Source organism: Kribbella sp. NPDC006257, from assembly GCF_040613535.1.
In the GTDB taxonomy this organism is placed as follows: domain Bacteria; phylum Actinomycetota; class Actinomycetes; order Propionibacteriales; family Kribbellaceae; genus Kribbella.
In genome coordinates, this window is record NZ_JBEXSJ010000035.1 from 38,060 (window position 1) to 64,312 (window position 26,253).

A 26,253-nucleotide genomic window follows, 5' to 3' on the forward strand; every position below is an offset into this window, starting at 1 on the left:
CGGGGGCGCCGGACCGTCAGCCCACTGCAATCGCCGTTCTGACCTGACTCTTACGCTCCGTCACGCTCTGCTCATCGCCACCACGACACCGAGAGATGTACCATTTGGTACATGCGCTTCGATCACTCCATCACCGTCCAGGCCCCGGCGGAACGCGTCTGGGCAGTCTTCAGCGACGTCGCCAAGTGGCCCGAGTGGACCCCGACGGTCGACCAGGTCGAGCGGCTCGACGAGGGCCCGATCCACCTCGGCGCCCGAACCCGGATCCGCCAGCCGAAGCTCCCGGTGGCGGTCTGGGAGGTGACCGAACTCCAGGAAGGCGAGTACTTCGAGTGGGTCTCCCGCGCTCCCGGGATCAAGACCACCGGCGGACATCGGGTGGTCAGTACGCCGGAAGGCGCCGTTGCGACCGCGACGATCATCCAAGAGGGCCCGCTCGGCTGGTTGTTCGGCAGGCTCTACGCCAACCTCACCAAGCGCTACCTCGCGCTCGAGACGGAAAGCCTGAAGAAGGTCAGCGAGCAGGCGTGAGCCGCGCGACCCTGCTGACCGACGCGATCGAGCACTTCGCCCGCAACGGCATCGGCGACGCGAGCCTGCGCGCGATCGCGACCGCGATCGGCACCAGCCACCGGATGCTGATCTACCACTTCGGCTCCCGCGAAGGTCTGCTCGCCGAGGTCGTCCGCACGGTCGAGCAGCAGCAGCGCGACCTGCTCGCCTCGCTCGAGGACCAGGGCACGGTTACCGAACAGTCCGCGGAATTCTGGCGCCGCGTCACCGAGGCCGCGCTGATCTACGGCCCGTTGTTCTTCGAGCTCTCCGCGCACGCGATGCAGGACCAGCCGCATACCGAGGCGCTGAAGGCGGACCTGATCAACGTCTGGCTCCCGCCGCTCACCGACCTCTGTATCCGCGCCGGCATCCCGCCCGCCGAGGCCCCGGCGTACGCGCGGCTGGGCCTCGCCGCCTCTCGCGGCCTCCTGTTCGACCTACTCCTCACCGGCGACAAACAAGGCGTCGACGAGGCCGCGGACCTCCTCAACCGCCTGTTCGCGGTTTAGCCAGGTTCGGTGGGTTGGGCTAGCCAGCCGGTGACGATGGGGAGGCGGGTGGTTCGCAGTACGGCGGTGAAGGCGAAGGGGCGGTCGAGGGCTACCTCCAGCCGGCGGGCCTGCGTGGTTGGCATCGAGGTGCGCATCAAGCCCATCGCGGTGACGGCGGCTGCTTCGAAGCCGGTGGCGAAGAAGCGGGCGAGGACGGTCTGTTTTGCTGATCCGACTACCAGTTGGTCGGGGCTGATCCCGGAGAAATGACCGGCGCCGGCCGGTGGACTTGCGACAGTGGTGAGGCCGAAGAGCTCCCGCTGAGCTAGCAGGTCATGCTCGACCTGGATGTTGAACGACGGCAGCGACAGCTTCAGCTCCGGCAGCGACGAGGTGGTCAGCCCGATCTTGATCCCCGGCGCGACCTCCTCCCCCGGCTCGCCGAGCTCCACCAACGCACTCCCCGGTTCACCCTCGGAAGGCTTCGCCGACGCCGCAACCAGCCCGGCCAGTACGTCGGAACGCTCGGAACCGGCCTCGCCGATCGCGAGCAGGATGTCGACGTCGGCATCACCCTGCACCGTGATCACGGTCAGCGGACCGGCAGCGGGGTCGGCGTACCGGCGTACGGAATCGAGGTCGCGGTCGGTCCGCTCGAGCCAATGCCACGAGCCCGCCCACGGCCCGTCGTAGGGGCGCTTGATCTGCTCCTTGAAAGGCTTGCTCCACGTCGTCTTGAGGCACAGCGCGGAAGCCAGTACGACGGCCAGATCCGGCGTCACCTCCAGCGGCATCTCGCGGATCAACCCGTCGGTATGCTCTGCGGCCCACGCATCGAGCTTCGCCTTGTCGGCGGTGAGGTCACCAGTGAGCGTCCCAGCCAACGCAGCCGGAACTACGGTGTCGAACGACTCGCTGAGCTTGAGCTGCTCGTGCACCCAGACGGCCAGGGCAGCGTGGAGGTCAGTCGACTCGTCGAGACTCTCGATGAGCTGAACAGCATCGTCGGCTGCCCTGTTGGCGTCCACCCCCGCCGCTTCGGCAAGCTCACTCCGGCCAGGCTCATCGGCCGCCGTCGCGAGCAACGCCAGCAACGGCCACAGCCCCAACCCGGACACCACGGTGTTGCCAGGCGGCAGCTCCCGCACCCATCGCTCAGTCAGCGTCCCGACGGCTTGCACGACCTTGGCATCCATACCCCCACCCTGCCACGCGGTGGACCGAAGACAACTCGTTCCGGGCGGTTCGAGTATTTGCCGTGATGACGGTGATTTTCATTTCAGTAGTGCGGTGTGTGCTCGTTCGGGTGCGTTGTGTTGTGTCAGGATGCGGCCCATGACGACGCCTGTCGACACCGCGGAAGTGACCCAGGAGCCGAAAAATCCCGAGCCGGCGGGGTCCTCGATCGCGTTCACCGCGACGCTGGTCCTGCTGGTCGGGCTGGCGCTGTTCGGGCGGAAGATCTTCGCCGGAGCGTTCACCGACGACGGGGTCCGGACCTGGGCGACGATGTTCGTCGGCGTCACCGTGCAGGCGATGCCGTTCCTGGTGCTCGGCGTACTGCTGTCGGCCGCGCTGACCGCGTTCGTCCCGGCCAGCTTCTTTGCGAAGGCGCTGCCCAAGCACCCGGCCCTCGCCGTACCGGTGGCAAGTTGTTCCGGCGTGATCCTGCCGGGGTGTGAGTGTGCGTCCGTGCCGGTCTCGGCCGCGTTGATGAACCGGGGCGTCACGCCGGCCGCGGCGATCGCGTTCCTGCTGTCGGCGCCGGCGATCAATCCGGTCGTGCTGGCCTCGACCGCGGTCGCGTTCCCGGGGCAGCCCAAGGTCGTCATCGCGCGGGCCGTCACGTCGCTGGCGGTGTCGATGATCCTCGGCTGGCTGTGGTTGCTGACCGGGAAGGGCAGCGACTGGCTGAAGATGCCGAAGAACCGGCATGCCGAGGGGACCGGGAAGCTCGAGGTGTTCCGGTCGTCGATGCTGCACGACTTCCTGCACGCGGGCGGGTTCCTGGTGGTCGGCGCGGCCGCGGCGGCCACGCTGAACGTCGTCGTACCGCGGCAGTGGCTCGATCATGTGGCGAGCAACCTGCTCATCTCGGTGGTCGTGCTCGGGCTGCTCGCGGTGCTGCTGGCGATCTGCTCCGAGGCGGACGCGTTCGTGGCGGCCAGCCTGACCCAGTTCTCGTTGACCGCGCGGCTCGCGTTCATGGTGGTCGGCCCGATCGTGGACGTGAAGCTGATCGCGTTGCAGACCGGGACGTTCGGGCCGCGTTTTGCGGTGCGGTTCGCGCCGGCCACGTTCGTGGTGGCGATCTTGACCAGTCTTCTCGTCGGATGGTGGTTGCTGTGAGGCGAAATGTCGCTGGGCTCGTCGTGGTGTTCGTCGGAGCCGCGGTGGTGCAGCTCGCGACCTCGGGGACCTATCTGCGGTATGTGAAGCCCGGGATGCGATGGATGCTGCTCGCCGCCGGGGCGGTTCTGATCGTGCTCGCCGTGGTGGACGTGCTCGCTGACACCCGTAAGAAGGACGACCACGCAGTACCGGCTGATGATGACGGTCATGGGCATCACGGTCTGCCTCGGGCTGCTTGGCTGCTGTTGATCCCTGTCTTCGCTTTGCTGGTCGTCGATCCGCCCGCGCTCGGGGCCGATGCGGCGCAGCGGCAGTCGCCGGTGGCGGCGAAACCGATCGCGCCCAAGGGGCAGTCGTGGTTGGCCGACAGCGCGCAGAGCGATACCCCGGTACCGTTGGCTGTGCGGGATTACGCCGTCTGGGCGGTCTGGGAGAAGGAGAGCATGAAGGGCCGGAATTTCCAGCTGACCGGGTTCGTCACGCCCGGGAAGAACGGCACGTGGTACGTGTCGCGGATCGGCCTGACCTGCTGCGTGGCGGACGGGACCGCGTTCATGGTCGAGGCGCGCGGGCAGGCAGCGCCGCCGAAGAACCAGTGGGTGACCGTGACGGGCGAGTGGGCCGAGCCGACCAAACGCGCGGACGGCGACGTCGCCGCGCTGACCATCACCGGGGTGCAGCCAGTGACACCGCCGGCCAACCAGTACGAGTGACGGCGCCACTGTCCACGGCCGACCTGCTCGAAGGGCTGGCCGCCAAGAAGCGCTACAAGTACGTGTTCTTCTGGGGCGACACGCCACGCCGCGACGGGGTCATCGACAACAGTTGCCTCAGTCAATGGTTCTCTGCGCCGTTCACGGTCGACGGCGTCCGCTACAGCACCGCCGAGCACTGGATGATGGCTGGCAAGGCGCGCCTCTTCGGCGACACGGCCGCCGAAGCCGCCGCGATCGCGGCCGGGCATCCGCAGCAGGCGAAGGCGATCGGCCGGGAGGTGCGCGGCTTCGACACCGAGGTCTGGAACCGGCACCGATTCGAGCTGGTTGTCGAGGGCAACATCCAGAAGTTCTCCCAGAACCAACCGCTGCTGGACTATCTGCTCGGCACCGGTTCCCGCGTCCTGGTCGAAGCCAGCCCGGTCGACCGCATCTGGGGCATCGGCCTAGCGGCCACCGACGAACGCGCCGAGCACCCGGCCCAGTGGCGCGGCCTCAACCTCCTCGGCTTCGCCCTCATGCAAGCTCGCCAGCAACTCGCTGGCACGGTCCACTGAGCGGTCAGGCGGGTGACTTGCTGAGGATCCGCTCCGGGGATTGTGCCTTGTTGCGGGTGCGCCGGCGGATCACCGTGCAGGCCATGCCGCCGATGATGAGGACGGCCGCGAGTGCCTGTTGGAGGCCGACCGCCTCGCCGCGGAGTACCCAGGCTGCTGCCATCCCGACGACCGGGACCAGGAGGGAGAACGGGGCGACCGTGCTCGCGTCGTACGTGCGCAGCAGGAAGCCCCACACGCCGAAGCCGAACAACGTGGCCACGAAGGAGAGGTAGCCGATGGCTCCTACTCCGGTGAGGCTGATGTTGCGCAAGGCCTCGAGATCGCGGCCGGCGCCTTCTGTCAGCAGGGAGAGTGAGAGCAGGGGTAATACGGCGACCGCGCTGACCCAGACCATGAATCGCAAGGTGTCCTTGGGTTTCGCGTGCCGGGTGACGGTGTTCGAGACACCCCAGCAGACGCCGGCCGCGATCACCAACGCGAGGGCGCCGAGCGGTGCCGACAGTCCTCCGTCGAGCATGATCAGAACGAGACCCAGGAAGGCGATCGCGATCCCCGCGACCTGCGTCCGGCGCGGCCGCTCCCGGAGAACCAGTACTGCGAACAGCAGCGTGAAGATCACCTGGCTCTGCAGGACCAGCGAAGCCAGCCCGGCCGGTACGCCGTGATCCATCGCGATGAAGAGCAAGCCGAACTTCGCTACGCCGAGGGCGAGGCCGACCGCGATCACGTATCGCCAGGCGACCCGAGGTCTGCCGAGCAGGAAGATCGCCGGTACCGCCGCGAAGAAGAAGCGCAGGGCGGAGAACAGCAGGGGCGGGAAGCCTTCCAGGCCGACCTCGATGACGACGAAGTTGACGCCCCAGACGACCACGACGGCGAGCGCGAGCAGCACGTGACGAGGGTTCATGGGCACCAGTCTGTGGTGCACTACAGTTAAGGACCAGCGAAGATTGCTATGGCTGACACTGTAGGAGTGCTACATGATCGATCTGGGCCGGTTGCGCGCCCTGCATGCCGTCGCGGTCTACGGTTCGGTCGGTAGCGCGGCGGAGGCGCTGGGCTACACACCGTCGGCGATCTCGCAGCAGTTGGCCAAGCTGGAGCGTGAGACCCGGACGACACTGCTCGAACGACGCGGCCGCGGCATTGTGCTGACGGATGCGGCGCAGCAGTTGGCCGCCACCGCGGCACAGGTGCTGCAGCTGGTCGAGGATGCGGAACTGACGCTGGAGGAGCAGCGCGGCGAGGCGATCGGCTCGCTGGTGATCGCTGCATTTCCGACAGCGGCGCGCGGTTTGCTTCCGGTGGTGCTGCCTCGACTTCTTCGTGATCACCCGGCGCTTGACATGCGGGTGGCGGAGACTGATCCCTACGACGCTGTTGCAGCCGTGGCGCGTGGCGAGATTCATGTGGCGGTGGTGCATGACTGGCACAACTCGCCCTTGAGTCTGCCGGAGGAGCTGTCCCGGGTGAAGCTCGGGTCGGATCCCGCGGACATCCTGGTGCCGACGTCGCATCGCCTGGCAGGTAAGGAATTCGTGCGCGCTGATGATCTGGTCGGCGAGCGCTGGATCTGTCAGCCGGTAGGGTCGATCTGTCACGACTGGCTGGTCCGGACGATGCGCAAGACGGGGGTCGAGCCGGAAGTGGTGTACTCGGTCGCGGAGTACCAGACCCAGCTCGCAATGCTTGCCCAGGGCATCGGAATCGGCCTGCTCCCCCGACTCGGCCGCGGCCCGGTGCCGGCGGGCGTCACCGTAGTACCGCTGACTCCCGCCCCGAGCCGACGCCTCTACGCCATCTGGCGCACCGCAACCACCCGCCGCCCCGCCATCACAGCAACCCTCGCCGCCCTCAAATCCGCCTGGACTTCCCGCGACACCGCATAGCCGCTCAACCTGTGCGGCTTGGGCGCCTCGCGACGCGGCGTAGCCGCTCACCTTTGTCGGGCGGGTCATCCCGCGGCACGGCGTACCGGCTCGACTTTGTTCCAGAGGGCGGGAATTTGTTCGTTTACCTACGGCGACCTGTTGACAGCGGAAAGCGCTCGCCGCTACCTTCCGTGAACTATTAGGAAACTTTCCTAATTGTGATCGAGCGAGTCAGGTCCTGAGCCGGCGGCACCGCCCCGTCGCCGGCCCCGGTCGCATCCCCTGGGTACGACGCAACGCCCCCTTCCGTCGTCCACCGAAAGGCAACCCTGATGAAACTGCTCCGTGCAGCAGCCGCTCTACCGATCCTGCTGACCTTCGCCGTACTGCCCGCCCACGCGGCGACGGTGAACGTCAGCACCGCGGCCCAACTCAAGACCGCGCTGACCAACGCCCGTGCCGGCGACATCATCAAACTTGCCGACGGCACCTATACCGGCAACTTCAAGACCACCGTCTCGGGTAGCTCGTCGGCGCCGATCACACTGACCGGCAGCGCCAACGCGGTCCTCACCGCGAGCGGCGGCTACGGTCTGCACCTGAACGGCGCGAGCTACTGGCAGGTGCAGGGAATCACCGTCACCGGCGGCCAGAAAGGCATCATGATCGACGCCGCGACCCGGGTCGTGATCGACGGTGTCACCGTGCACGGCCTCGACATGGAAGGCGTGCACTTCCGCAACAGCAGCACCTACGGAACGATCCGGAACTCGAGGATCTACGACACCGGCAACGACGGCCGCGGGATGGGCGAAGGCGTGTACGTCGGGAGCGCCGGCGGCCTGGACGACAAGTCCGACAATGTGCAGATCCTCGACAACACGATCGGGCCTGACGTCGGCGGCGAGGCGGTCGACCTGAAGGAAGGCACCAAGGGCGGTCGGGTCGCCGGCAACAGCTTCGACGGCCGTGGGCTGACCGGCGCGAACTACGACGACAGCTGGGTCGATGTCAAAGGCAACAACTACGTGATCGAGAACAACACCGGCAAGAACACCACGAACAACGGGTACGAGACGCATGAGCAGCAGGACGGCTGGGGTTGCGGGACGGTGTTCCGGAACAACAAGTCGGATCTGACCGGTGCGACCGGCGCCGGGCGGTACGCGTTCAACATCACCAACTACGACGCGAACTCGTGCAAGGTGACGATCGATCGCTCCAACACGGTCACCGGCGGCCGCGGGCTGACCAACCCAGGCATCCCGATCAGCTGAGACCGTTCAGCTGAAGCAGGCCGGTTGGCTAAGACCCGGTTGCCGGGGGCACCTTGGACGCCCCCGGCAACCGTTAGCTGTCCATCAGGATCCGGAACTTCTCCTCGGTGGCCGCGTCGACCGCGGTGTACACGATCGCTCGATGCTGCCCGAGCTGAGTGAGCCACAGATTGGCCGGCTCGACCCGCAGCAGGCCGAGCTTCGGGTGGTCCAGCAGCTTGATCTTGTTACTCGGCGCTGCCACCTCATACTGCTCCCACAGTCGCGCGAACTCCGGCGAACTGGCCAGCAGCCGATCGGTCAGATCCTGCCATTCCGGTTCGCCGAGATGATCGGCCAGGGCGGCACGATAGCCCGCGACCATGTGCATCCGCATCGTCTCCGTCTCCACGAAGGAGCACCGCCAGTCCTGGGAGACGAAGATCAGCCAGAGGATGTTGCGCTCCTCCAGCGGGACCGAACCGATGTCGACGATCACCTTGCAATAGGCGTCGTTGAAGGCGAGTACGTCGTACCGGGCGTTGAGCACGATCGCCGGATACGGGGAGACCGCGTCGAGCATCCGCTGGATCGAGTCGGGCAGGGCGGCGCAGTCGCTCCTGGCCGGACCGAGCGAGATCCCCGCCAGCGTGTAGAGATGGTTGCGTTCCAACCGGTCGAGCCGGAGCGTGCGCGCGATGGCTTCGAGCACCTGGGCGGACACGTTGATGTCGCGGCCTTGCTCGAGCCAGGTGTACCAGGTGACCCCGACGCCGGCGAGCTGCGCGACTTCCTCCCGCCGAAGCCCCGGCGTACGGCGCCTGCCACCTAGCGCGAATCCCACTTCGTCCGGCCGGATCCGCTCCCGCCGGCTCCGCAGGAACACCGCCAGCTCCCGCCGCCGCTCCCCCTTGGCAACGGCGCCCGACGGCATTTTGTCGGTGGTGGCTGGGATGCTGGTCAACAGACTCACTTCCCCATCGTGCGTGCAGGTGGCAGTGTTTACCAGCCTGGTTCCGGGTGGTGTCAATACCAGGATAACCAGGCTCTCACCACCAGGCTCGATCTGGCCGCAGGCTGGAGGACATGACAGACCAGGTCCTTTCCGTCCGGGCCGCCGAGGCCGAACCTCGCGCGGCGTCACCGCTCAGCGAAGTCGCGCTGATCACTCTTCTCTTCGGCGCCTTCCTGCCGATGCTCTCCTTCTTCATCATCAACGTCGGGCTGCCCGCGATCGGCTCCGACCTGCACGCCAACCCCGGCGAACTCCAGCTGGTCGTCGGCAGCTACGGCATCGCCAACGCCACCCTGCTCGTCGTCGGCGGCCGCCTCGGCGACGGGTTCGGCCGCAAGCGGCTCTTCATGATCGGGCTCACCGGCTTCACCCTGTTGTCGCTGATCTGCGCGATCGCACCGACCATCGGCGTACTGCTTGCCGCCCGCGTCGTCCAGGGCGCCGCCGCAGCCGCCATGACGCCGCAGGTACTCGCGTCGATCAGCAGCCTGCTGACCGGGCAGCACCGCGCCCGCGCGATGGCCATGTTCGGCGTCGCCGGTGGTGCCGCTGCGGCACTCGGCCAGATCCTGGGCGGCGTACTGATCGAGGCCAACCCCTTCGACCTCGGCTGGCGCTCGGTCTTCCTCGTCAACGTGCCGGTCGGTATCGCAGCACTGATCGCCGCGATCATCGTGCTGCCGGAGACGCGCGCGACCAACGCGCAACGAGTTGACCTCGTCGGAGCCGGCCTACTCGCTCTGACTCTCGTGCTGCTGCTCCTGCCGCTCACCGAAGGCCGACCACTCGGCTGGCCGCTCTGGACCTGGGTATCGCTCGCAGCAACCATCCCTGCAGTAGCACTGCTCGGCCTCCACCAGCACAGGTCGGAGAAGGCTGGCCAGGCTCCACTGATCCCACCGACCGTACTGCGGCTGCGCGCGATGCAGACCGGCCTACTCCTGGCCGTGGGCTTCTTCACCACGTTCGGCGGCTTCATGTTCGTCTTCGCATTGGCGACTCAGGGTGAAGCCGGGATGTCCCCACTGGAAGGCGGTCTGAGCCTGCTGCCGATGGCAGTCGGCTTCCTGATCACGTCGATCTACGGACCTCGCTTGCAGCGGCGGTACGGCGCTGGAGCCATCCTCCGCGGCTGGATCATCCAGTCAGTCGGGTACGCCGTACTGGCGGTCGTAGCGCTCACAGTGTGGCCCGACGTGACTGCATGGACCCTGGCGATCCCGATGCTGATCGCAGGCTTCGGCAGCGGACTGGTGATGGTTCCGCTGATCGGCGTAGTCGTCGGTCAGGTGCCGCCGGCGCAAGCAGGTCTCGGCAGCGGCATCCTGCTGACCAGTCAGCAGACCTGTCTTGCACTGGGAGCAGCAACTGTCGGTACGGCGTACTTGTCGATGGAAGGAACCTCATGGGGTCATGGCGGCGGAGCACTCGCCGCAGTAGCCCTGGGCATCGTAGGGATCTCACTCCTGATGACACCGGTCACCCACAAACTGCGCTAGCCCCAGTGGGTTGGTCGTAGTACGGCATCAGGGAGTTTGGTCTTGCTGTCGCCGCGGGCTGCGTTCACCTGAGACTGGGTGAGGAAGAGAGCGCCGGTGAGATCGGCACCGCGCAGGTCGGCGTCGCGCAGGTCGGCGCCGATCAGGTCGGCCTGGCGGAGGTCGGCCTCGCGAAGGTCGGCCGCGATCAGGTAGGCACCGCGCAGGTTCGCAGCCCGCAGGTCCGCACCGCGGAGTTTGGCCCCGAACAGGTCAGCTCCGCGGCGGTCCTTCTTCTTCGGTTGCTTGCCGCGGACGAGTTTGCTTGTCTGCAGCAACAACTCGTTGACCTGCTGCCGTTCGGCCGCCAGATCCACTGTCGCCAGATCCTGCAGCGTGAGTTCCTCGACCTGGTGGCGTGTCTTCTGCAACTCCGCATGGATACTGCGAGTTTCCTTGAGCTCGAGCGCTTCGGTCAGATACCAGAGCAGCTCATGCAGCTGCCGCATGATCGGCAGCGCCTCGAACATCTTCTGCCCAGGCTGCTCGCGCCAACTCGGCCCCGCCAAGCGCGAGACCTTCTGCCCAGCACCGAAGCAGTCATAGACCGTGCAGCCCGGGAAACCCTCGGGCCGCAGCTTCGCGTGGATCCCGCAGCGAAAGTCGTCCTGGAGATTCGGGCACGGCTCGCCCGCCTCCTTGTCGATCGCAAAGTCAGCCGACTTCGCAAACGTCAGCGCGACACAACAAAGCCCGTGGCAGTTGCCACAGTCCGCACGTAGGAGGTCGAGCTGCACTAGCTGTCTTGGCCGGCTTGCTGACCGGTACGGCGCCAGCGGATGCCGGCCTCGATGAACTCGTCGATCTCACCGTCGAACACGCCGCTGGTGTTTCCCGACTCGTACAACGTCCGCAGGTCCTTGACCATCTGGTACGGGTGCAGCACGTAGGAGCGCATCTGGTCACCCCAGGAGCCCTGCACGTCACCGCGCAGCGCGTCGATCTCGGCCCGCTCCTCGGCCTTCTTCAGCGCGAGCAGCTTGGCCTTCAGGATCACCATCGCGCTGGCCTTGTTCTGCAGCTGCGACTTCTCGTTCTGGCAGGAGACCACGGTGCCGGTTGGGATGTGCGTGATCCGGACGGCGGAGTCGGTCGTGTTGACGCTCTGCCCACCCGGTCCGGACGACCGGTACACGTCGATCCGCAGCTCTTCTTCCGGTACGTCGATCTCGTCGGTCTGCTCCAGCACCGGGACCACCTCGACCGCGGCGAACGAGGTCTGCCGGCGGCCCTGGTTGTCGAACGGCGAGATCCGGACCAGCCGGTGGGTGCCGGTCTCGATGCTCAGCGTCCCGTAGGCGTACGGCGCCTTGACGCCGAACGTGGTCGACTTGAGGCCCGCCTCCTCGGCGTACGACGTGTCGTAGACCTCGGTCGGGTAACCGTGCCGCTCGGCCCAGCGCAGGTACATCCGCTGCAGCATCTCGGCGAAGTCCGCGGCATCGACGCCGCCGGCGCCGGAGCGGATCGTGACGAGGGCCTCGCGCTCGTCGTACTCGCCGGACAGCAGCGTGCGGACCTCGAGCGACTGGATCGCCTTGGTCAGCGAGGCGATCTCGCGCTCGGCCTCGGCCAGCGCGTCACCGTCGTTCTCGTCGCGGGCCAGCTCGATCATGATGCCGAGGTCGTCGACGCGGGTCCGCAGACCGGTCAGCCGATCGAGGTCGGCCTCCAGCCGGGACAGCCGGGACGTCACCTTCTGCGCGTTGGCCTGGTCGTTCCACAGGTCCGGCGCGGCGACCTGCTCGCCGAGGTCGGCGATGTCGCGCTTCATCGCGGGGACGTCGAGAACTTTCTCGATGGACGTCAGGGTCGCGTCGAGTGCCTTCAGGTCAGCGTCGAAATCAGGTCCAGCCACAACCAAGGAGCGTACCCGTTCTCGTGCCCCGGCCGGGAATCAGTACTTCTTGCCGAAGCCCCGAGCCAGTACTGCGAACACCTCGTCGACCGCTCGCTCGAGTTCCGCGTTGGCAGTGGCGAGCTGCTCAGCGGTGGCATCGACCGGAAGGAGCTGGGCCAGCTCGGCCTCCAGGACCTTCTGCGCGGCGGCGTACTGGGCTGCGATCAGGCGTGCCGTCAGCCCTGACAGGCTGGCATCGCGCTCCTGCAGCGCCTCGACCAGCAGCTCCTCCATCTGCTCGGCGACCCGCCGGCGCCGAGCCTGCAACGCGGGGCTTGCCTCGATCGTCGCGCTGAACTGCCGCCAGGTGGCGAGGTGGCCGGCCTCGAGCCTGCCCCGGATCACGGCGAGATAGTGCTGTTTGAGCGCCTCGATCACCGACAGGTCGGCCGGCGCTTCCCGGACCGCCGTCGCCGGCCCGGTCCACCAGCCGGTCTCGTCGAAGAACAGATCTTCCTTGGTCGGAAAGTGATTGAAGACGGTCTGGACCGCGACGTCGGCCGCCGCGGCCACCTCGACGACGGTGACCGCGTCGAACCCGCGCTGCAGGAAGAGGTCGGTCGCAACATGCGAGATCGCCTGCCGGGTGAGCAGCTTCTTCCGCTCCCGCCGGCTGCCTTCTTCCAGGGTCATGTCGACAGATCCTAGCCGCTCATGTTTTACTTCTTCCAATCTTGTAGTCACTACATGTTTGGAGCAACTCCATGACCATTCTCGTCACCGGCGGTCGCGGCAAGATCGCCCGCGCCGTCAGCGCAGGCCTCACCGCCGCCGGCCTCGACGTCTGCGTCGCCAGCCGCGAGCCGGCCGATCTCCCCGGCGCCATCGCACTGGACCCGACCGACCCCGTCTCCCTCGCGGCCGCGCTGAAGGACGTCTCCCAGCTCTTCCTGTACGCCGACCCGTCGTCCGCGACCTCGTACGCCGAAGCCGCCGAAGCCGCCGGCGTGAAGCAGGTCGTCCTGCTCTCATCGCTCTCGTCGCACGCCGACAACGGCAAGGCCGCCGCCGACCCGCACGCCCAAACCGAGCGCGCCTTCGCCACCGCCTCGTATGCGACGACGTTCCTGCAGCCCGGCACCTTCATGACGAACGCCATCTACTGGTCGTACGCCGTCCGCGCCACCGGCCAGATCCGGCTGCCCTACCTGGACGCCGAAGAGGCCCCGATCCACGAGCAGGACATCGCCGACGTCGCCGTCCAGGTCCTCCTCGACGGCCCCGGAGCCGAGCACGACGGCAAGCACTACCCGATGACCGGGCCCGAATCGATGACCCGGCGCCACCAGATCGAACTCATCACCGAGCTCACCGGCGTACCGATCGAGGCGGTAGACCTCACCCCCGATCAGGCCCGCGTCGAGATGGCCTCAACCATGCGCAACCCCGCCCAGTTCGAGTCCCTGATGTCCTACTGGGCCAGCCGCATCGGCTCGCCCCACCCCATCGAGCCCACCGTAGAACTCCTCACCGCCCACCCAGGCCGCACCTTCCGCACCTGGCTCGCCGACCACCCGGGCCTGTTCTGAGGTCACCGACCACCCAGGCTTGTTCTAAGGCAGGATCGAGTCGATGTAGCCGCCGTCTACCCGGAGGGCGCCGCCGGTGGTGGCGGAGGCCTGGGTGGAGCTGAGATAGACGACCAGGTTGCCGATCTCGGCCGGCTCGATGAGTCGCTGGATCAGGGAGTACGGGCGGTGCTCCTTCATGAATTGGCTCTGCGCCTCGTCCCACGGCTTGTCGTCCCCGACCAGCTCACCGACGAAGTCCTCCACGCCGGGGGTGTGCGTCGGACCGGCCATCACCGAGTTGACCGTGACCCCGGTGCCGGCCGCCGCCTTCGCATAGCCGCGCGTCACCGCGAGCAGCGCCGTCTTCGTCACCCCGTAGTGCACCATCTCGAGCGGGGTCACGACGGCGGAGTCGCTGGCAATGTTCATCACCCGGCCGAAGCCGCGTTCCATCATGCCGGGCAGGTACATCCGGATCAGCCGGACGGCGGAGAGCACGTTGACTTCGAAGTAGCGGCGCCATTCGTCGTCGTCGATCTCCAGCACCGGCCGGGACTCGAAGATGCCGAGGTTGTTCACCAGGATGTCGAGGTCGCCGACCTCTTCCTTGAGCGACGCGGCTCCGTCGGCCGACGCAAGATCCGCCGCGACAGCCTGCACCTCAGCCTCCGGTACTTCCGCGCGCACGGCCGCGGCAGCCGCCTCGGTCTTCTCCTGCGCACGTCCGTTCACCACCACCGTCGCTCCGGCCCGCGCCAGTTCGGTAGCGATCGCCAGCCCGATCCCCTGACTAGACCCCGAAACCAACGCCCGCCGCCCCATCAAGTCGATCCGCATCTCCCCATCGTCCCCCACCCGGTGGTTGCTGCCGTGGAAGGGCTTGGTGAGGATGGGCGCATGACTGAGGACGAGGACCTCCTGGCAGCGCAGGATCAGGCCGTGGAAGCCGAGCGCATTCGGCAGGAGGTCGAGGACGCGGCCTCGGACCCGGCCGCCCAGGCGGAATGGATCCGTCAGTCCAACCTCGTCTTCGGCGGGTTGGCGGCCGCGGGGCTGGTGGTGGTGCAGCCGTTCCTGACCGAGTCCTCACTCGATCCGTCGGCGATGGTCTCCGTGATCGCCTTCGCTGTCTCGATCCCGTTGCTCGCCGCGCTACTGGTGCTGAACCGGCAGGAGGAGTTCCGTCATCGCGCGAGCAGGTCCGCGCTCGTCAGCATCGCCAAAGCAGTCGCCCAGGGCTCGGCATTCGTCGGCCTGACCGCTGCCTTCTGGCATATCTCCATCGTCGCGGGGATCGTGTTCCTGGCCATGGGATGCATCGCGGTGGGCGTGCACTCCTCGGGCTACGTCCAGTTGGAGTACGACTCGAAGTTCCGCTCCCGCTACCGACAGCGCAGAACTCCCGAAGCCTGACGCGATCAACGAATCGGCACGACGGCTGCTGCATCCGAAGTGATGTCGGCGCTGCCTTGCCAACCTGGTGGTTGGAAGGGGAGGCCGACTGCTGAGGAAAGGTGGACGGTGACGGTAGTGCCGTCGACGTCGGCGGTCCAGTCGAGCCCGTCGAAACGGTTGCTCGCGTCAACAGATTCCAAGTACTCCGCAGTCAGCCGACGAGCCTCGTCCGCATCAATCTGCGCGTTCTCACCCGATCCGCCCTGGGCATAGATCGCCGCCAACCCGTTCGCCGCCGCGAGCACTGCCCCATCAGCCGTCGAATCTAGATCCCGCCGAACCAGAAACACCTTCGAGATGTCAGTCACCACCACAATCATCAACAACACAACCGCCACGAACCCAATGATCAACACACTCATCTGCCCCCGCTCATCCCGCCTGCGCTCCTTCATCGGTTGCCCTTGGCTTCTCGGTAGTCGCCGTACGGCTCGGTGTGGACGGAGCTGATGTGGACCGCCGGCCGTTCGCCGCCGAGTGCGGCGGGGATCAGCGGGAGTGGCATCTCGGTGTTCAGTTCGACGGTGACGGTCGACCCTGGTTCGAGACAGGCGGGGTTGCAGGTGATCTTCAACTGTTCCGAGCTCAGCTCAACGCCCTGGTCCTTCATCGCCAGCCGCGCTGCCTCGAAAGCCCTCGACCGCGCATCGTCCTCGGTCAATCCCGCCGGCACGATGATGAACGCCCGCGCGGCGGCACGCGTCGCAGCAGTCGCCCCGTACGACGCGCGCTGGACGTCGAAGACGCCGAGCATCACGTAAACCAGCGGAACCATCAGCAACAAAGCCAACCAGGAGAACTCGACCACCGCACTCCCCCGCTCATCCCGCGCCCTCAGCCGGAACATCGCACCCATCCGGATCATTGGCCGGTCTCCTTGATTGCGTGGCCCTCGACGTGGAACTTGATCCCGGGTCCCCATAGACCGAGCGGTGGCATGTGCGCCTCGACGACGACCTGCACGCCAGGCTGACCATCAACGCCGGTGGCTTCCGCGGTCACCGAGTCGATCAGCTCGTTGCGTACGACGCCGTCCACCAACTCCCTGGTTCGCGCCTCACCATCAGCCGGCTCGCGGTTCAGCACGGCCGCGTAGTGGGCGCCCTCGGACGCCGCAGCCGTCACCGTGTTCCGTACATAGAGAAACAACCCGACCTGCAGGATCCCCAGGAACAACGGCACGACAAGCGTCGACACCATGACGAAGTCGACCACCGCCGACCCACGCTCGTTCCGGGACATCAGATCCGCTCGTTCCTCGACATCAGTTGCGCTCGTTCCTCGACATCACTCGCGCTCATTCCAGGACATCACTGGCGCTCATTCCGGGACGTCACTTGTTGGTGACGGAGTCCAGGGCCTTTTCCAGCATGGACTTGAGCTGGTCTGCTGCCAGCGCCCAGATCGCGACGACCAGACCTGCGGTCATCACCGTGATCAGCACCCAGCCAGGAACGTCGCCGCGCTCCTTCTGGGCCGGTCGTGGCTTCAGCACCAGAGTCAGGAACAACTTGGTCAACAGTAGGGACATGGGTTCTCCTCAGTTCATCCGGCGATCAGCCGGATGCCGACAGCGCCTGGGTAGAAGGCGAAAGCGATGGTCACCGGGAGTACGAGAAACACCACCGGGATCATCATGGACACTTCGCGGCGCGCACCGGACTCGATCAACTCGCGCCTACTCGCCTCACGGATATCGCCCGCCTGCGCCCGCAGTACGTCGGCCAGCGGGGTGCCGCGCTCGAGCGCTACCGCAAGACCATCCGCGAACCGGGACAACGCGACCAGGCCGGTCCGGTCGGCCAATGCGTCGAGCGCACGGACCAAGGGTTCGCCTGCACGCGTCTCTGCGAGCACCCGTTGCAGCTCGATCGCCAGCTCGCCACGGCACGACCGCGCGACCCGGTCGAGTGCGGCGGCCGGCCCCTCGCCGGCTGCCACCGACAAGGCCAGCAGCTCCGCGACCGTAGGAAGCTCGGCAAGTAGTCGACGCTCGCGGCGACGGACCTGGCTGGTGAGGTAGGTGTCGCGGGACAGTACGCCGATCACGGCAAGGAATGCCGCGAGCACCAGCAGCCCGACCGGGTTGCCGAAGCCGAGCGACAGCGAGACCAGCGCGATGAGCAGCCCAAGACCGAATCCGGCAGCACCCCAAAGCACCTGCTCGATGCGGAATTCCTCAACCGTACGGTCGATCCCGGCGCGCGACAGGCGACGCCGTACGGAAGTCGCGCCACCCAGCATCCGCTCCAAGCGCACGGCACCCGCCCGCAGCGACGGCCCGAACAACCGGAGGATCGCGTAGAACGGCGAACTCGAATCGACCACCCCGAGGAAGACCTCCGAGCCACCGAGGTCCCGCAGGTAAGGCCCGATCCGATCATCCACCAAAGGCCGCCGCAAAAACGGCAACCGCCGAATGGTCAGCAGCAACCCCGCCCCAAACACCCCGCCGAGCAACGCTCCCAACACCACCGAACTCATGGCAGCCCCCACCCGAACTCAAGCAGCACACTGGCTCCAAAGGCTCCGTCCGGCTGGCCCAAGTTCGCGGGGGTCATCGGAGGACTCGGTCTGGTTCGGGGAGGCGGCCTATGCGGAGCATTAGGCGGTAGGCGAGGACGCAGATTGCGGCGCCGACGCCGATGATCAAGGCCCCGACCGGGGAGTTGTAGCGCTGGATCACGTCGCCCTGGAACGACAGCATGGCTAGCACCAGCCAAGGGGCGGCGACGGCGACGCGGGCGCCGTTCACCGACCACGACTGCCGGGCTTCCAGCTCGGATCGCGTCCGTCCATCGTCGCGCAGGAAGCTCGACAGGGAACGCAGCAGCCGGCCGAGGTCGCCGCCGCCGACCTCGCGGGCGATCCGGAGCGCCTCGATCACGCGATCGCCCACCGGGTCCGCAAGCCGCGCCTTCAAGCGATCCAGCGACTCCGCGAACCGCCCGGTCGACGCATAATCCGCCCCAAACCGGCGGAACGGATCCCGCAACGGCAGCGGCCCGCGCTCCCCGACCTGCGCCAACGCCTCCGACAACGACAACCCGGCCCGTACGGCGGACGCGATGTTGTCGACCACATCCGGCCAGAGCTCCCGGAACTCCGCCAGCCGTTTCCGCGCCCGGCTCTTCAACAGAGCCACGGGAACCCCGCCTGCCATCACGCCGAACGCCAGCCCGATCGGCAACGCGGCCGACACCACGAACATCAGCACGAACGCGACCATCCCCGTCACCAGGCAGGCACCGATGAACGCGGCCGGCGTCACCCCCTCGACCCCGGCGCCGGCCAGCAGATCGCGACATCGCCCGATCAGCCGTCCCTCACCGCGGGAGGTGGCGTCGGGCGGCGCCACGAAGGACCAGATGATCAGCAGCAAGCCAATCCCGAAGAAGAGTCCGAGCAGAAGTCCCATCAGCTCACCCCGCGCGGCAACTCGGTGAGCAGCCCGGCCGGTGAGTACCCGGCTTGCTGGAAGCGCTCCGGATGCGGCAACTGCCCCTCGGCCCGGCGCAGTACGCCGTCGATGGTGCCGAACAGTGTCTCGGTCTCGATTGCCTGCTCCTCGATCCGCCCGCTCACCGAGACGATCTCGCGCACCCGCCGCTGCCCGTCGGCCGCGATCCCGAGATGAACGACCAGATCGACGCAGCCGGCCACAGTCGGCAGCACGAGCGGGACCCGATGTTCTCGCCGGCCAGCAGCGGTAGCGTGCACATCTTGGTCAGCGCCTCGCGGGCCGAGTTCGCATGGACCGTGCACATTCCAGGGATGCCGCTGTTCAACGCCAGCAGCAGGTCGAGGCACTCCTCGCCACGGACCTCGCCGACGATGATCCGGGACGGTCGCATCCGCAGCGATTCCTTGACCAGGTCGCGGAGCCGAACCTCACCGGTGCCTTCGAGCCCGGCCTGCCGGGTCTGCATCGAGACCCAGTCCGGGATCGGCAGCTTGATCTCGAAGACCTCTTCGCAGCTGATCACCCGCTCGCTGCCCGGGATCGATCCGGCCAGCGCGTTCAGCATCGTCGTCTTGCCCGCCTGGGTGCCGCCGGAGACCAGGATGTTGAGGCCGGAGGCAACGGCGGCGTCGAGTACGGCGGCGCTGTGCGGAGTCAGCGACCCGAGTGAAACGAGATCCGCAAGCCGGGTCGCCCGGACCGTGAATTTGCGGATATTGATCGCCGCATAGCGATGCGTGATGCCGCCCAGCACGATGTGCACCCGGCTACCGTCCGGCAACCGCGCGTCGGTGAACGGCTGGGAGACGTCGATCCGTCGGCCGGTCGTCTTCAGCATCCGCTCGACCAGGTCGGCGACTTCTTCCTCGGTGAGCACCGTGGTGGTCAGCTCGTGCCGCCCCTCCCGGGCGATGAAGACCCGGGACGGCTCGTTGATCCAGATCTCCTCGACCGCCGGATCGTCCAGATATCGCTGGAGTGGCCCGAAACCCGCTACCCGGTCGTGCACCTCGCGGCTGACCGCCTCCAGGTCGCCGATCGGCGGCACGATCCCGGTCAGGCTGCGCTCGTCGTACTCCTTGAGGACGGTCGCGACGATGGTGCTCACCGCGGCCGGGTTGCGGAGCGGGTCGATGCCCTCGCGCCGGACCACGTCGCGCACCTGGGCGTCGATCAGCTCGACCGCGCCGGTCCAGCCGGACCGGCGCGCGGCAAGTCTGTCGGCTGTCATCCGTCCCCCGTGGCGTCTCGTCCAGCGATCGCTTGATCACGCTGCGCAACCATTCTTTCAAGCCAGAGCCCACCGGCGCCAACCCCGCAACCGGCGCCTGTGGATAACCCTCACACGCCAGAGGTTCACAGAAAGTGTCTGATCACTCACGGAGCGCACTCGGAATCGAGCGAGTTCCTGCATCAACCCAGAGGTGTAACGCGCGCGTTGGCCCAGGGCGTCGTAGAGAGTGAGACCACGACGGAGAGGTTGCGATGAGACCGAACGCGGAGGACTTCGAGGAGTTCGCTCGAGCGCGTACGCCGCATTTGTACCGGACGGCCTGGCTACTGGCCGGTGACCGGCACCATGCGGAGGACCTGGTGCAGGAGACTCTGGCCAAGATGTTCCGGGCCTGGCGTGGCGTGCAACGGATCGACAATCCGCCCGCCTACGCCCAGACGGTGCTCGCCCGGACCTTCATCTCCCAGCGGCGCCGGCGGAGCTGGACCGAACAGCCGACCGCCGACCTGCCGGACCGGGCCGAACGACCGGGCGACCACGCTCTGCGGTTGTCGCTGCAGGAAGCACTGGCCGAACTGGCTCCCCTCGATCGCGCCGTACTGGTGCTGCGGTTCTTCGAAGATCGCAGTGTCGAACAGGTCGCGCTCGATCTCGGCAAGAACGCCGGCGCGATCAGGACCAGGACCTCCCGGGCGCTGGACCGCCTCCGGGACGTCCTCGGCGACGACGCCGTCCACCTGATCGCCCTCTGACCTGACGTACCAGGAGCTCCGATGAACAACTTGAACGATTCCCTGCCCGACCTGATGCGCCGGGCAACCGAAAACCTCGAACCCGCCTCCACCGACCTGGTCGAACGCGGCATGCAACGCGGCGCCGTACTCCGCCGTCGGCGCACCGCGTTGCTCAGCCTCAGCGCGGCCGGCGCAATCCTCGCCACCGCCGGCATCGTGGTCGGCGGCACCCAGGTCTTCGGCAGCCCGGACCAGAAGCAAGCACCGGTCGCCGGTACGCCGACCAGAGCCGTCACCACGCCGGCCAAGTTGACCCCGGTGGTGACTGGAAAGGACACTCTGGCCACCCTGCGGAAGCTTCTCCCCGCCGGTCTCCAAGTCTCCAAGCCGACGTCGATGGACGGAGGACCGGGCGGCCAGAACTCCGCCTCGGTCGTCGTCAACGACGGCCAGGGTGCGTCGTGGCTGATGGTCACCACGGGGTATAGCTACGACCCGAGGGACTGCTCCAACAGCCTCCCGCACACCTGCACGATGCAGGCAGACGGAAGCGCCTTGGTCGCAGTGTTCCGGGACGAGATCGTCAGCAACGGCAAGATCAAGGAGGCGTCGTCAAATGCGGTCACGCTGACTCACCCCGACGGAACTCAGGTCAACCTGACGAGCATGAGCGCCGCAGGTGAGGGAAGCCACGCCACGCGGAAGCAACCGTTGTTCTCGCTGCCGGAACTGGCGAAACTCGCCGCCAGCAAGAGCTGGGGCTACCCGCCCAAGAGCACCTTCACCGAACCTCCCGCTGCCGAACCGAAGCCACCGGTGGCGCCTGTGGCCGCAACGCTGGCGACCCTGAAGAAGGTCCTCCCCGGCAATCCGCAGCTGAGCAAGCCCTACACGTGGGGCGGCGGCAAGAACGGTTTCAACGGGGCTTCCTATGTCACCAACGACGGCAAGGGCGCTTCGGCGGTGAGCGTGATGCTGACAACCGGCGATCCGGTCAAGAAGTGCCCGGAGGAGGGTCTATCCCACTGCAAGGTCCGGTCTGACGGTTCGGTGCTCACCTGGCAGAAGAATGTCCCGTCCTACAGCGACTCACGTCAGCAGAAGTACGGGATCGTCGGGAACTTCGTGCAGCTGTACCTCCCCGACGGACGCAACATCAACCTGACGAGCTTCAACGGGTTGGGTGAGAAGCCCCAGGTCAAGCACACGCGGGCAACTCCGGCGTACACGGTCGAGCAGTTGACGAAGATGGCCGACAGCAAGCTCTGGGTCTTCCCCGGCGGCACCAAGTAGGTCTCGCCCTCGTCCATCGCGAGCCGTCTGAGGGGTCGGTCAGCGGTGGACGAGGGTGTGTTCGAAGGCGTAGCGGGACGCACGGAACAGGTGGGAGCCGTACTCGACGGCCCGCCCGTGGTCGTCGTACGTGATCCGCGTAGTCGCCAGCAGCGGACAGCCCGGTTCCTCGGAGAGGAGCCGGGCTTGGTCCGGTGTAGCGGGTAGTGCCGAGATGGTTTGGTGCGCCACCTTCAGGCGTACACCTTCGGCCCTGAGGAGCTCGTAGAGGCCACGCTCAGCCAGCGTCGCCGGGTCGGTGTCCAGCATCTCCGGCGGCAGCCAGTTGCGCATCAGGGCTAGGGGCTCGCCATCGGCTCGCCGGAGACGCTCAAGGCGTAGTACGCGATCTCCCATTTCGCACTGCAGCGCAGTGGCGACCTCCGCGCTCGCTGGGGCGATACCGAAGCGCAGCACTTCGGTCTCGGGCTTGCGGTGTGCGGCCGAGAGGTCGTCGTACAGGCTGGTGAGCTCCAGCGAGCGGCGTACCTGACCTGAATTGCCTACTACCTGGGTGCCTACGCCACGCTTGCGGACGAGTAGGCCCTGGTCGACCAGGCGGGCGATGGCCTGGCGCACGGTGGGACGGCTCAACCCATAGGCCTCGGCGAGGTCCACCTCGTTGCTGAGCCGGGAGCCGACCGGCAGCTCACCGCCCTGGATCGCTGCTTCCAGCTGCTGGGCAAGCTGGACGTGGAGCGGGGTACGGCTGCTGCGATCGACGCTGACCTGGACGGTGCTCATGGGCACATCTTGGGGCGTCAGAGGCGCATCGTCGAGTCGAGGGATGGATTTGATCAGATCTCTTCGTTTCTGAACACGCTCAGACGGCCTCAGCCGATCTCGCTCGGCGCGACCGGGCGGTGCTCCTCGTGGGACTTCATCGCGGCCAGCGCGACCCGTAGCGCGCGCCGGGCATCCTCACCGGTCACCGGCGGTGTGCCGTTGTTCCGGACAGCCTCGGTGAAGTCGGATACCTCCTGCACGTAGGCGTCAGCGAACATCTCCTCGTCGCTGCGCAGGGTCTGCTGCTGGATCCCGTGCTCGTTGTAGTGCAGCATCGGCGAACTCGCGTGCCGCCCGGCCGTCACCATCCCTTTCGAGCCGAACACCTCGCCGCGTACGTCGTACCCGTAGAGCGAGGAGAAGTTCGCCTCGGCGGTCGCGATCGCGCCGTTGTCGAAGGCGATCATCACCACCGCGGTGTCGATCAGCCCATCGTCCTTGTACTGCGGGGCAACCAGCGTGTCCGCCCGGGTGTAGACCTCGATCGGCTCGGCTCCCGCGTTCAGCCAGAGCAGCGTGTCGAAGTCGTGGATCAAGGTCTCGCGGAAGATCGTCCAGGGCTTGATATTGCGCGCATGGACCATGCCACCCGGCAGGCCCGGGTCCCGGGTGACGGAGCGCATCAACTGCGGCGTACCGATCGCGCCCTCGGCGACCGCCTGGCGCGCCGCGGCGAAGTCCTTGGCGAACCGGCGGTTGAAACCGACCTGGAACGGTACGCCGGCCCGCCGGGTCACCTCGATCGCGCGATCGATCTCCGGCAGCGTGAGGCTCGCGGGCTTCTCGCAGAAGACCGCCTTGCCCGCGTCGGCCGCCTTCTCGATCAGCTCCGCGTGCGCGGCCGCGATCGAGGTGACCACGACGGCGTCGATGTCGGGGTCCTTGAAGGCGTCATCGACGTTCGCGGTGGCGGTGGCGTAGTACTTCTCGGCGACCTGCTGCGCCGCGTCCAGCCGCGGATCGGCCACCGTCTTGAGTTCGGCCCCGGGCACCCGCCGGGCGATGTTGCCCGCGTGCATGGTCCCGATCCGGCCCGCCCCGATCAACGCGATCCGAACGACGTGGAGTCCATGGTCGGTCTGCATCTGGTCGATCTCCTTGGTCCCCGTTGTGACGAGCGAACGCTCTAGTCACAAGCAAGCGAACACACGGTTGACAGCGTCGTCAAGGGCTCGACCTTCTGAAAGGGGCCTTCGGCAAGGAAGACCGTCAGCCGGGGCGGTGCAGAGCGTCGACCGGGTCCGGATGGCGGTCACCCTCTATCCGCAGGTAGGGAATCTCCGGCAGAATGACGGCTTTTCGCAGGATAAGAACAGCGCCTTCCCCGCGGCGAACCTGGACACTGTGTGGGCCGATCTGGTCCGGCAGGCTCTCGTGGAGGACTCGCCGGATCGTCTGCGGACCGCCCTCGACGAGTACGCCGTACGCCGCCGTACGACAGCTGAAGGAGAAGGTATGGAACCGCTGCGCATCGGAATTCTCGGCGCCGCCCGGATCTCGGGCCGCGCGATCGCCGAACCGGCCCGGTTGACCGGCGCCCGGCTGGTCGCGGTCGCTGCCCGGGAACCCGAGCGGGCGGCTGCCTTCGCCGCGGAACACGGGGTCGAACGGGTGCATACGTCGTACCAGGACGTGATCGACGATCCCGAGGTCGAGGCGATCTACAACCCGCTGGCGAACGGGCTGCACGGGCCGTGGAACCTGCGAGCCATTGCCGCAGGCAAGCATGTGCTGACCGAGAAGCCGTCCGCGAGCAACGCTGCCGAGGCCGCCGAGGTTCGCGATGCGGCCCGCGATGCCGGTGTGGTGGTGATGGAAGGGTTCCACTACCACTTCCACCCGGTGACGCGGCGACTGCACGAATTGCTTGCCAAGGGCGAGCTCGGCGACCTGCAGCATGTCGAGGCAACCATGGTGATGCCGCCACCGGACGAGGACGATCCGCGCTGGTCGCTGGCGCTCGCGGGTGGTGCCGTGATGGATGTCGGTTGCTACGCCCTGCACGCTGCCCGGATGCTCGCGCCGTGGGCTGGTGGTGCGCCGACGTTGGCGAACGCGCGCGCCGGTGAGCGCAAACGGCTGCCCGGTGTCGACGAATGGCTCAATGCCGATCTGGTCTACCCGAACGGCGCTACCGGTGCGGTGCGGACCAGCATGGCGGCCGAAGAGCTCGACTTCAGTCTGCGGATCGTCGGCGCCCGCGGGGAGGCGTTCGCACCGAGCTTCGTCCTGCCGCACCTGGACGACCGGGTGATGGTCAAGACGAAGGAGGACACCTGGGTCGAACAGCTCGGCCGAAGGTCGTCGTACACCTACCAGCTCGAAGCCTTCACCGCCCGCCTCCGCAACGGCACGCCACTCCCGATCGACGCCGATGACGCGGTTGCCACGATGGAACTCATCGACGCCTGCTACCGCGACGCCGGCCTCCAGCCCCGCCCGGTCACCACGATCTAACCCGTACTACGGCCGCACGGGCGGACCCGGTCGTTCTGCTGCTGCAGGCGACCGGGCTCCCGCCTGCCCGGCCGACTACTACCGAGCTAGCCCTTCTGCTACTTACGACTCTGCTTCGTCGGCGGCACGATCGAGCTGTCGCTCGGGTTGGCCTTCGCCTGTTTGGGTTGTTTCGGCTTGCGGACTTCGCGTCCACCCTTGTTCTTGGCCATCACGCACTCCAGGGCTGGTATTGGGCTGAATCGGCTCAACGAACCGTGTTCGCCGCGGTACTCCTTGATGCCCCGGGGGTTGCTTCGACGCTACACCCCGGCGACGGCGTGCGCGGCTGCTGCGCGGGCGAATCCACGAATCACCGGATGCGGTCTGGATCCGTCCCCGGCCAGCTCGGGCTGGAAGAGCGTGGCCAGGAAGAACGGATGGGACGGGAGCTCGGCGATCCGGACATCACCGGAGTCGTCGAAGCCGCTGAAGACCAGGCCGTGCTCGCGCAACAGGTCCAGCCGGCTGGAGTCCAGACCGTAGGAACAGTGGTAGCGCTCGACGGACCGTTCAACGCCGAGCAGCTCGGCTGCGAGCGTCCCCGGGCTGACCTGGACCTGACCTTCGTGCCCGTCGAGTGAGCACTCGAGCGCGACGATGAGCTGATCCTCGGCCTCCGGGTTGCTCTCGCCATGCTGTACTCCGGCAGCCCCGCAGACGTTGCGGGCGAACTCGAGCATCGCGTGCTGGAACCCACCACAGGTACCGAGGAACGGAGTACCGCTCTCCCTCGCCGCCCCGACCGCGGCGATCGCGCCGCTCTCGCTCTGGTACGGGCTGCCGGGAAGCAGCCAGATCCCGTCGAATCCGCCGAGCGCGCCGGCCTCGGTGGTGGGGATCCAATACACGTCCAGGTCGAGCTGGTCACGTTCCCGCAGGCTGTCCAGCAGGATCGGCACTCGCTGGTGCGAGCGGACGTGCGGCGATCGATCGGCGACGAGGGCGATCCGTCCGGAGTATGCGTGGTTCATGCCTTCATCGTGCC

General features: G+C 67.1%; 31 protein-coding genes. 13 read left to right on the plus strand and 18 right to left on the minus strand.

The features are described from left to right. Positions 1-111: 111 nt before the first annotated feature. Both ABZ004_RS31990 and ABZ004_RS31995 read left to right on the plus strand, forming a co-directional pair. Positions 112-531 carry an SRPBCC family protein gene (locus ABZ004_RS31990; protein WP_355684825.1) on the plus strand — a complete coding sequence of 140 codons (420 nt, stop codon included), beginning with the start codon at positions 112-114 and terminating at the stop codon, positions 529-531. Next, the gene (locus tag ABZ004_RS31995; RefSeq protein WP_355684826.1) at positions 528-1,064 is read left to right on the plus strand and encodes a helix-turn-helix domain-containing protein; all 537 of its coding nucleotides are present in this window, start codon (positions 528-530) and stop codon (positions 1,062-1,064) included. The genes ABZ004_RS31990 and ABZ004_RS31995 overlap by 4 nt, the downstream gene beginning before the upstream one ends. Here ABZ004_RS31995 and ABZ004_RS32000 read toward each other — a convergent pair. Beyond that, positions 1,061-2,242, minus strand: a complete 1,182-nt coding sequence (locus ABZ004_RS32000) for a serpin family protein (protein WP_355684827.1) — start codon at positions 2,240-2,242, stop codon at positions 1,061-1,063. The genes ABZ004_RS31995 and ABZ004_RS32000 overlap by 4 nt on opposite strands. 139 nt (positions 2,243-2,381) lie before the next feature. Here ABZ004_RS32000 and ABZ004_RS32005 point away from each other — a divergent pair, with 139 nt between their 5' ends. From ABZ004_RS32005 to ABZ004_RS32015, 3 genes are read left to right on the plus strand one after another with little or no spacing between them, the layout of a single operon-like run. Beyond that, the gene (locus tag ABZ004_RS32005) at positions 2,382-3,395 is read left to right on the plus strand and encodes a permease (RefSeq protein WP_355684829.1); all 1,014 of its coding nucleotides are present in this window, start codon (positions 2,382-2,384) and stop codon (positions 3,393-3,395) included. Further along, positions 3,392-4,111, plus strand: coding sequence for a TIGR03943 family protein (locus ABZ004_RS32010; RefSeq protein WP_355684831.1), 720 nt, complete (start codon positions 3,392-3,394; stop codon positions 4,109-4,111). The genes ABZ004_RS32005 and ABZ004_RS32010 overlap by 4 nt, the downstream gene beginning before the upstream one ends. Further along, the gene (locus ABZ004_RS32015; protein WP_355684834.1) at positions 4,108-4,671 is read left to right on the plus strand and encodes an NADAR family protein; all 564 of its coding nucleotides are present in this window, start codon (positions 4,108-4,110) and stop codon (positions 4,669-4,671) included. Before ABZ004_RS32010 ends, ABZ004_RS32015 begins: the two co-directional genes overlap by 4 nt. A gap of 4 nt (positions 4,672-4,675) precedes the next feature. Here ABZ004_RS32015 and ABZ004_RS32020 read toward each other — a convergent pair whose 3' ends face one another. Further along, the gene (locus ABZ004_RS32020) at positions 4,676-5,581 is read right to left on the minus strand and encodes an EamA family transporter (RefSeq protein WP_355684836.1); all 906 of its coding nucleotides are present in this window, start codon (positions 5,579-5,581) and stop codon (positions 4,676-4,678) included. Between the two features lie 73 nt (positions 5,582-5,654). Here ABZ004_RS32020 and ABZ004_RS32025 point away from each other — a divergent pair, with 73 nt between their 5' ends. Both ABZ004_RS32025 and ABZ004_RS32030 read left to right on the plus strand, forming a co-directional pair. After that, on the plus strand, positions 5,655-6,563 hold the full coding sequence (locus ABZ004_RS32025; RefSeq protein ID WP_355684837.1) for a LysR family transcriptional regulator: 909 nt from the start codon (positions 5,655-5,657) through the stop codon (positions 6,561-6,563). Positions 6,564-6,877: 314 nt separating this feature from the next. Next, positions 6,878-7,822, plus strand: coding sequence for a right-handed parallel beta-helix repeat-containing protein (locus tag ABZ004_RS32030; RefSeq protein WP_355684838.1), 945 nt, complete (start codon positions 6,878-6,880; stop codon positions 7,820-7,822). Positions 7,823-7,895: 73 nt separating this feature from the next. Here the strand turns inward: ABZ004_RS32030 and ABZ004_RS32035 are convergent, their stop codons facing one another. Beyond that, positions 7,896-8,774, minus strand: a complete 879-nt coding sequence (locus ABZ004_RS32035) for a helix-turn-helix transcriptional regulator (protein WP_355684839.1) — start codon at positions 8,772-8,774, stop codon at positions 7,896-7,898. A gap of 113 nt (positions 8,775-8,887) precedes the next feature. Between ABZ004_RS32035 and ABZ004_RS32040 the strand changes: the two genes are divergently transcribed. Beyond that, a complete protein-coding gene (locus ABZ004_RS32040; protein WP_355684841.1) occupies positions 8,888-10,315 on the plus strand; it encodes an MFS transporter in 1,428 nt (475 codons plus the stop codon). On the opposite strand, the gene ABZ004_RS32045 is transcribed toward ABZ004_RS32040, so the two are convergent. The 3 genes from ABZ004_RS32045 to ABZ004_RS32055 are packed head-to-tail and all read right to left on the minus strand — an operon-like array spanning position 10,312 to position 12,887. Further along, positions 10,312-11,091 carry a pentapeptide repeat-containing protein gene (locus tag ABZ004_RS32045; RefSeq protein WP_355684843.1) on the minus strand — a complete coding sequence of 260 codons (780 nt, stop codon included), beginning with the start codon at positions 11,089-11,091 and terminating at the stop codon, positions 10,312-10,314. The two genes, ABZ004_RS32040 and ABZ004_RS32045, sit on opposite strands and share 4 nt — an antisense overlap. Then, positions 11,091-12,212, minus strand: a complete 1,122-nt coding sequence (prfB, locus tag ABZ004_RS32050; protein WP_355684844.1) for a peptide chain release factor 2 — start codon at positions 12,210-12,212, stop codon at positions 11,091-11,093. Before prfB ends, ABZ004_RS32045 begins: the two co-directional genes overlap by 1 nt. 39 nt (positions 12,213-12,251) lie before the next feature. After that, positions 12,252-12,887: a TetR family transcriptional regulator gene (locus ABZ004_RS32055; RefSeq protein WP_355684846.1), complete on the minus strand. Its 636-nt coding sequence runs from the start codon at positions 12,885-12,887 to the stop codon at positions 12,252-12,254. A gap of 71 nt (positions 12,888-12,958) precedes the next feature. On the opposite strand from ABZ004_RS32055, the gene ABZ004_RS32060 reads away from it, so the two are divergent. Then, positions 12,959-13,783 (plus strand): NAD(P)H-binding protein, encoded by an 825-nt coding sequence (locus ABZ004_RS32060; RefSeq protein WP_355684847.1) that lies wholly within the window; start codon positions 12,959-12,961, stop codon positions 13,781-13,783. Between the two features lie 24 nt (positions 13,784-13,807). On the opposite strand, the gene ABZ004_RS32065 is transcribed toward ABZ004_RS32060, so the two are convergent. After that, positions 13,808-14,602 (minus strand): SDR family oxidoreductase, encoded by a 795-nt coding sequence (locus ABZ004_RS32065; protein ID WP_355684848.1) that lies wholly within the window; start codon positions 14,600-14,602, stop codon positions 13,808-13,810. 60 nt (positions 14,603-14,662) lie between these two features. Between ABZ004_RS32065 and ABZ004_RS32070 the strand changes: the two genes are divergently transcribed. Then, positions 14,663-15,178: a hypothetical protein gene (locus tag ABZ004_RS32070; protein WP_355684849.1), complete on the plus strand. Its 516-nt coding sequence runs from the start codon at positions 14,663-14,665 to the stop codon at positions 15,176-15,178. A 5-nt stretch (positions 15,179-15,183) separates the two neighbouring features. Here the strand turns inward: ABZ004_RS32070 and ABZ004_RS32075 are convergent, their stop codons facing one another. The 8 genes from ABZ004_RS32075 to ABZ004_RS32110 form a co-directional block, all read right to left on the minus strand. Beyond that, positions 15,184-15,582, minus strand: a complete 399-nt coding sequence (locus ABZ004_RS32075; RefSeq protein ID WP_355684851.1) for a Tad domain-containing protein — start codon at positions 15,580-15,582, stop codon at positions 15,184-15,186. 29 nt (positions 15,583-15,611) lie between these two features. After that, complete coding sequence (locus tag ABZ004_RS32080) at positions 15,612-16,085, minus strand: hypothetical protein (RefSeq protein ID WP_355684853.1); 474 nt, start codon at positions 16,083-16,085, stop codon at positions 15,612-15,614. Then, positions 16,082-16,462 carry a TadE family protein gene (locus tag ABZ004_RS32085; protein WP_355684855.1) on the minus strand — a complete coding sequence of 127 codons (381 nt, stop codon included), beginning with the start codon at positions 16,460-16,462 and terminating at the stop codon, positions 16,082-16,084. Before ABZ004_RS32085 ends, ABZ004_RS32080 begins: the two co-directional genes overlap by 4 nt. Before the next feature lie 91 nt (positions 16,463-16,553). Next, positions 16,554-16,751: a hypothetical protein gene (locus ABZ004_RS32090; protein WP_355684856.1), complete on the minus strand. Its 198-nt coding sequence runs from the start codon at positions 16,749-16,751 to the stop codon at positions 16,554-16,556. Between the two features lie 14 nt (positions 16,752-16,765). Further along, positions 16,766-17,704, minus strand: a complete 939-nt coding sequence (locus tag ABZ004_RS32095) for a type II secretion system F family protein (RefSeq protein WP_355684858.1) — start codon at positions 17,702-17,704, stop codon at positions 16,766-16,768. A gap of 73 nt (positions 17,705-17,777) precedes the next feature. Next, positions 17,778-18,638 carry a type II secretion system F family protein gene (locus tag ABZ004_RS32100; RefSeq protein WP_355684859.1) on the minus strand — a complete coding sequence of 287 codons (861 nt, stop codon included), beginning with the start codon at positions 18,636-18,638 and terminating at the stop codon, positions 17,778-17,780. Continuing rightward, positions 18,638-18,823, minus strand: coding sequence for a hypothetical protein (locus ABZ004_RS32105; protein ID WP_355684861.1), 186 nt, complete (start codon positions 18,821-18,823; stop codon positions 18,638-18,640). Before ABZ004_RS32105 ends, ABZ004_RS32100 begins: the two co-directional genes overlap by 1 nt. Beyond that, positions 18,802-19,914: an ATPase, T2SS/T4P/T4SS family gene (locus ABZ004_RS32110; RefSeq protein WP_355684863.1), complete on the minus strand. Its 1,113-nt coding sequence runs from the start codon at positions 19,912-19,914 to the stop codon at positions 18,802-18,804. Before ABZ004_RS32110 ends, ABZ004_RS32105 begins: the two co-directional genes overlap by 22 nt. A gap of 254 nt (positions 19,915-20,168) precedes the next feature. On the opposite strand from ABZ004_RS32110, the gene ABZ004_RS32115 reads away from it, so the two are divergent. Next, on the plus strand, positions 20,169-20,669 hold the full coding sequence (locus ABZ004_RS32115; RefSeq protein ID WP_355684865.1) for a SigE family RNA polymerase sigma factor: 501 nt from the start codon (positions 20,169-20,171) through the stop codon (positions 20,667-20,669). 21 nt (positions 20,670-20,690) lie between these two features. Then, positions 20,691-21,944 carry a hypothetical protein gene (locus ABZ004_RS32120; protein ID WP_355684867.1) on the plus strand — a complete coding sequence of 418 codons (1,254 nt, stop codon included), beginning with the start codon at positions 20,691-20,693 and terminating at the stop codon, positions 21,942-21,944. A gap of 39 nt (positions 21,945-21,983) precedes the next feature. On the opposite strand, the gene ABZ004_RS32125 is transcribed toward ABZ004_RS32120, so the two are convergent. Beyond that, on the minus strand, positions 21,984-22,727 hold the full coding sequence (locus ABZ004_RS32125) for a GntR family transcriptional regulator (protein WP_355684868.1): 744 nt from the start codon (positions 22,725-22,727) through the stop codon (positions 21,984-21,986). An 89-nt stretch (positions 22,728-22,816) separates the two neighbouring features. Continuing rightward, a complete protein-coding gene (locus ABZ004_RS32130) occupies positions 22,817-23,854 on the minus strand; it encodes a Gfo/Idh/MocA family oxidoreductase (protein ID WP_355684870.1) in 1,038 nt (345 codons plus the stop codon). Positions 23,855-23,990: 136 nt separating this feature from the next. Here ABZ004_RS32130 and ABZ004_RS32135 point away from each other — a divergent pair, with 136 nt between their 5' ends. After that, the gene (locus ABZ004_RS32135; protein ID WP_355684871.1) at positions 23,991-25,226 is read left to right on the plus strand and encodes a Gfo/Idh/MocA family oxidoreductase; all 1,236 of its coding nucleotides are present in this window, start codon (positions 23,991-23,993) and stop codon (positions 25,224-25,226) included. 302 nt (positions 25,227-25,528) lie between these two features. Here ABZ004_RS32135 and ABZ004_RS32140 read toward each other — a convergent pair whose 3' ends face one another. Next, a complete protein-coding gene (locus ABZ004_RS32140; protein ID WP_355684872.1) occupies positions 25,529-26,239 on the minus strand; it encodes a hypothetical protein in 711 nt (236 codons plus the stop codon). Between the last annotated feature and the right edge of the window lie 14 nt (positions 26,240-26,253).

Coding starts and splice junctions, on each gene's coding strand:
- ABZ004_RS32125 (WP_355684868.1), bottom strand. CDS start 22,727: ATGAGCACCGTCCAGGTCAGCGTCGATCGCAGCAGCCGTACCCCGCTC.
- ABZ004_RS32030 (WP_355684838.1), top strand. CDS start 6,878: ATGAAACTGCTCCGTGCAGCAGCCGCTCTACCGATCCTGCTGACCTTC.
- ABZ004_RS32085 (WP_355684855.1), bottom strand. CDS start 16,462: ATGTCCCGGAACGAGCGTGGGTCGGCGGTGGTCGACTTCGTCATGGTG.
- ABZ004_RS32000 (WP_355684827.1), bottom strand. CDS start 2,242: ATGGATGCCAAGGTCGTGCAAGCCGTCGGGACGCTGACTGAGCGATGG.
- ABZ004_RS32065 (WP_355684848.1), bottom strand. CDS start 14,602: ATGCGGATCGACTTGATGGGGCGGCGGGCGTTGGTTTCGGGGTCTAGT.
- ABZ004_RS32095 (WP_355684858.1), bottom strand. CDS start 17,704: ATGAGTTCGGTGGTGTTGGGAGCGTTGCTCGGCGGGGTGTTTGGGGCG.
- ABZ004_RS32110 (WP_355684863.1), bottom strand. CDS start 19,914: ATGACAGCCGACAGACTTGCCGCGCGCCGGTCCGGCTGGACCGGCGCG.
- ABZ004_RS32130 (WP_355684870.1), bottom strand. CDS start 23,854: ATGCAGACCGACCATGGACTCCACGTCGTTCGGATCGCGTTGATCGGG.
- ABZ004_RS32040 (WP_355684841.1), top strand. CDS start 8,888: ATGACAGACCAGGTCCTTTCCGTCCGGGCCGCCGAGGCCGAACCTCGC.
- ABZ004_RS32120 (WP_355684867.1), top strand. CDS start 20,691: ATGAACAACTTGAACGATTCCCTGCCCGACCTGATGCGCCGGGCAACC.
- ABZ004_RS32060 (WP_355684847.1), top strand. CDS start 12,959: ATGACCATTCTCGTCACCGGCGGTCGCGGCAAGATCGCCCGCGCCGTC.
- ABZ004_RS32115 (WP_355684865.1), top strand. CDS start 20,169: ATGAGACCGAACGCGGAGGACTTCGAGGAGTTCGCTCGAGCGCGTACG.
- ABZ004_RS32080 (WP_355684853.1), bottom strand. CDS start 16,085: ATGATCCGGATGGGTGCGATGTTCCGGCTGAGGGCGCGGGATGAGCGG.
- ABZ004_RS32005 (WP_355684829.1), top strand. CDS start 2,382: ATGACGACGCCTGTCGACACCGCGGAAGTGACCCAGGAGCCGAAAAAT.
- ABZ004_RS32100 (WP_355684859.1), bottom strand. CDS start 18,638: ATGGGACTTCTGCTCGGACTCTTCTTCGGGATTGGCTTGCTGCTGATC.
- ABZ004_RS32090 (WP_355684856.1), bottom strand. CDS start 16,751: ATGTCCCTACTGTTGACCAAGTTGTTCCTGACTCTGGTGCTGAAGCCA.
- ABZ004_RS32075 (WP_355684851.1), bottom strand. CDS start 15,582: ATGAGTGTGTTGATCATTGGGTTCGTGGCGGTTGTGTTGTTGATGATT.
- ABZ004_RS32140 (WP_355684872.1), bottom strand. CDS start 26,239: ATGAACCACGCATACTCCGGACGGATCGCCCTCGTCGCCGATCGATCG.
- ABZ004_RS32025 (WP_355684837.1), top strand. CDS start 5,655: ATGATCGATCTGGGCCGGTTGCGCGCCCTGCATGCCGTCGCGGTCTAC.
- ABZ004_RS32020 (WP_355684836.1), bottom strand. CDS start 5,581: ATGAACCCTCGTCACGTGCTGCTCGCGCTCGCCGTCGTGGTCGTCTGG.
- ABZ004_RS31990 (WP_355684825.1), top strand. CDS start 112: ATGCGCTTCGATCACTCCATCACCGTCCAGGCCCCGGCGGAACGCGTC.
- ABZ004_RS32070 (WP_355684849.1), top strand. CDS start 14,663: ATGACTGAGGACGAGGACCTCCTGGCAGCGCAGGATCAGGCCGTGGAA.
- ABZ004_RS32055 (WP_355684846.1), bottom strand. CDS start 12,887: ATGACCCTGGAAGAAGGCAGCCGGCGGGAGCGGAAGAAGCTGCTCACC.